Here is a 3,656-nt window from a genome sequence, read left to right on the forward strand (position 1 = left end):
GCGGGAATGGTCAATGACAGCTCGTCCTTCCTCAACCAGGTTGTGAACGCCAAAATGAACGCGCCGGCTATTGAGCTCCTGGCACGAGCCATACTTTGCAACTGGCTAGTTTGCCTTGCCTTGTGGATGTCGGCACGGACACAGAACGACGTAGCCAAAGCGATTGTTATCTTTTGGTGCCTGTTTGCCTTTATCGCCGCCGGGTTTGAACATTCCGTTGCCAATATGACACTGTTTTCCATTGCCCTTCTCGGCAAACATCCCGAATCCGTGAGTCTCTTGGGTATGGGCTATAATTTGTTCTGGGTAACGCTCGGTAATCTACTTTCAGGCGGCCTGTTCATGGCGCTCGGCTACTGGCTGTATTCTGACACTAGAAGGAGTCCGGGCGACGAAGATACGGGATATAGAAGAAGAGCCTGAAAGCCTGGAAAAACCGACGGCTGCTAATATAGAATCGCTACCGTGCTCGGTTGGACATCGGCAGTGGCAGCGTATGGCGCCTTTATCATTCCCAAAGTATTTGGAGAACAGATCAATGCAACCACACCCGAATAAGCCCTGTATGGTTTTGCCATTTTCTATGTTCTATGCTTACTACTGAACTGGTGGTTCTATCTGCGACCTGATGCGTATGTGAAAAATCCATGATATCGAGAGGATGAATAATGAGTCCCACAGATCAGCTGAAAGTGGAACATGAGGCGATCCAGTCAATGCTGGATATTTTGGAAAGAATTTGTGAGAAGTTGGATTCAGAAGAGGATGTTGACACGACACATCCGGACAAAATCATTGAGTTTTTCAGAGTGTTTGCCGACAAGTGTCATCACGGGAAGGAAGAAGCGCACCTTTTTCCCGCCATGGAACAGGCGGGAATTCCCCGCCATGGAGGACCTGTCGGGGTTATGCTGGTTGAACACGACACCGGCCGTGCATACGTAAAGGGAATGGCCGAAGGTGCCAAAAGCTACACACCGGGTGAACCTGGCAGTTCCGCTCAATTCGTCGAAAATGCAAAGCATTACATAGAACTCTTGAGACAGCATATTGACAAGGAAAACAATGTCCTCTTTCCCATGGCCGACGCATCGATTCCACTGGACCGGCAGACAGAGCTTTTGAAAGATTTTGACCGGGTGGAACATGAAGTGGTGGGCGAAGGTCAACACGAGAAGTTTCACAGGCTGTTAGAAGAGCTTCAAAGCATCTACGCAACGTAGCCGGGTCATCATATCTCCGAGCACAAACGTTGCACCCTTCCATATCTGAAATGACTTCCAGTCAGGGTACAATTGATTAGTCTTCTTGTGTCCGCTGGCTGACAGTTCACGTCCCCGTACTGCGCTAAAATGTGATTGCATGAGCGAAAAAGATGAACGAAATTCTGGCAAAAGGAGGGTGAGTATGAAAAGCTTAAACTACCAAAAGGCTGTGATAGCCGGTATTGCGGGCACGCTGGCTTTCACCGCCGTATTATTAATCGGTCCCATGATGGGCATGCCAAAAATGGACATGGGTCAGATGCTCGGGCCCATGAACCCCATGGTGAAAATGCCCTACTGGACAGGCTGGGTCATGCATTTCATGATCGGTATCGTGCTGACAGGAATATACGGGGCCTTTTTCCTGAACATACTTCCGTCTAACAGTTGGAAGCGGGGGCTTGTCTGGGCACTCATTCCGTTTGTCATGGTCCAATTGACGTTGGTACCCATGATGGGTATGGGAGTGTTCTCCGGCGGCGATGTGAAAATGATCGTCGGCAGTCTCATGACTCATCTGGCTTACGGCGCCGTCGCCGGCCTCGTCTATGGTGACGGTAACGCCGCAGAGTCCTGATCCTTCCAGCTTTCTGTAACGTCATTTCCTCCACGTAAGTTGACTCCCCACCGGGGCGGCAGTTTACTCGCCGTCCCGGTCTTTCAGTACGTGAAAACGTAACTGGATACTCTATCCCGGTTTGCAGCAATCGGCAGGATGAACTATCTTTAGCCTGATTTATTCATGAGCTCACGAATAAATCACCCTTCGGGCCGCATGTCCCGAAAACTTTCGGGACTGCGGGGTTAACCACGCCTGGGCGGCCTTCGGTGAATTATTCATCAGCGAATCACGGATGTGTTCATATCAATTTGTTTGACTACGACTTAACATTTATTTCATATTTGCTGATGAATAATTCAGGTCAGAAGGTCACATTCGTGAAATGAAAGGGGAGTTCAATGTCTGAGAGGACAAAACTCTGGTACCTGCAGAACTTCAATCTGCTGAAGGTTCTGGATAAACAATCGATGATGAGTCTAGATAAACACAGTAAGATGCGAAAAGACAAGAAACGTGAAATCATCTACTTCCCGGATGAACCCAGTGACACCATCTATTTCCTCAAGGAGGGAAAGGTCAAAATATCTCGTATTTCCGAGGACGGCCGTTCCACGAGTCTTCAACTCATAGGACCGGGTGAAATCTTTGGAGAGAGCGCAATCCTAGAGCAGGGGACACATGAAAACATTGCCGAAGTCGTGGAGGACGCCGTCATTTGTTCCATCAGCAAGGAGATGTTCCAGGGGCTCATGGCAGGGAATCCGAGACTTTCCCTCAGTGTGACGAAGTTCATTGGATTTCGAATTCGCAAAATTGAAGCACAGGTTGAGGATCTCGTGTTCAAAGATGCGAAACAGCGCGTGATCGCGTTCTTGAAGCGTTACGTGGAAACTTATGGAAAGAGACTCGTGGACGGGTGGATGGTACGGCCTTTTCTCACCCATCAGGAGATCGCAGATCTGACGGCGACCACCCGGCAGACGGTAAACTCCACGCTGAACGAGCTGGTGAGGGAAGGAAAAATCAAGTACACCCGTCGGTATTTCAAGACCTCCTCCGCCGATCTGTCCCAGTAATCTATTTGTCCCCCAATTGACAGATTAGCGTCACTAATCCCAAGTAAACTGCTGCAGAAGAGATGGGAATTCTGTTTTCAGCGTGGTTAATCATGATGATTGGAAATAACAACGCCGATCTAGTGGCGGAACTACTCCCACAGGATGTTGCCTTTGACGCCTTCGATTCAGTCCTTGAGACCTACGTCGATTCCACGGGTCGTGTCGATTACACGTCGTTAAGGAGGGGCCCTTCCCAACTGGGGAAATTCCTAAGATTTGTTAAGGAGGTCAGTCCAGAAAACCGGCCTGACCTCTTCATGAACGAAGATGAGAAGAAAGCTTACTGGATAAACGTTTACAATGCTCTCGTGATAAAGGCGGTAGTCGATCATCCGGGAATAGCAGGTGTGGGTGAAATTACCTGGGGAAAAGGGATATTCTGGCGCAGGAAGTTTCAGGCGGGTGGCAGAAAAATGACGCTGTACCACATTGAGCACCGGATCCTGCGAAATAGATTCAGGGATCCCCGAATACACTTTGCTATTAGCTGTGCCTCAAACAGTTGTCCGCCTCTCGGAAACAGAATGGTGACGGGGGCTGATCTCGACGCACAACTGGAGGAGAGAACTGCCCGGTTCATACGGAATGAAAGCGATGTGCGGGTCGATCACGGTCGAAAAGAGGTACGGTTGTCCCGGATTTTCAAATGGTACCGGAAAGATTTTACGGCAAACGGGGAGAGTCTGTTGGAATACGTAGTCCGTTACCTAC

General features: G+C 49.3%; 5 protein-coding genes and 1 pseudogene. All 6 read left to right on the top strand.

Features of this window, described 5'->3' with window-relative positions; genetic code table 11:
- A partial coding sequence (locus tag V3U24_04430) for a formate/nitrite transporter family protein (protein MEE9166695.1) occupies positions 1-423 on the top strand: 423 nt, incomplete at its 5' end.
- A gap of 42 nt (positions 424-465) precedes the next feature.
- Positions 466-651, top strand: a pseudogene (locus tag V3U24_04435) (antiporter).
- A gap of 17 nt (positions 652-668) precedes the next feature.
- The gene (locus tag V3U24_04440) at positions 669-1,223 is read left to right on the top strand and encodes a hemerythrin domain-containing protein (protein ID MEE9166696.1); all 555 of its coding nucleotides are present in this window, start codon (positions 669-671) and stop codon (positions 1,221-1,223) included.
- Between the two features lie 184 nt (positions 1,224-1,407).
- Positions 1,408-1,842 carry a DUF6789 family protein gene (locus V3U24_04445; GenBank protein ID MEE9166697.1) on the top strand — a complete coding sequence of 145 codons (435 nt, stop codon included), beginning with the start codon at positions 1,408-1,410 and terminating at the stop codon, positions 1,840-1,842.
- A 383-nt stretch (positions 1,843-2,225) separates the two neighbouring features.
- The gene (locus tag V3U24_04450) at positions 2,226-2,903 is read left to right on the top strand and encodes a Crp/Fnr family transcriptional regulator (protein MEE9166698.1); all 678 of its coding nucleotides are present in this window, start codon (positions 2,226-2,228) and stop codon (positions 2,901-2,903) included.
- A gap of 62 nt (positions 2,904-2,965) precedes the next feature.
- Positions 2,966-3,656 (top strand): DUF547 domain-containing protein (locus V3U24_04455; GenBank protein MEE9166699.1); only part of this gene is annotated, 691 nt, incomplete at its 3' end.

This window comes from Candidatus Neomarinimicrobiota bacterium, assembly GCA_036476315.1.
In the GTDB taxonomy this organism is placed as follows: domain Bacteria; phylum Fidelibacterota; class Marinisomatia; order Marinisomatales; family S15-B10; genus JAZGBI01.

Coding starts and splice junctions, on each gene's coding strand:
- V3U24_04445 (MEE9166697.1), top strand. CDS start 1,408: ATGAAAAGCTTAAACTACCAAAAGGCTGTGATAGCCGGTATTGCGGGC.
- V3U24_04440 (MEE9166696.1), top strand. CDS start 669: ATGAGTCCCACAGATCAGCTGAAAGTGGAACATGAGGCGATCCAGTCA.
- V3U24_04450 (MEE9166698.1), top strand. CDS start 2,226: ATGTCTGAGAGGACAAAACTCTGGTACCTGCAGAACTTCAATCTGCTG.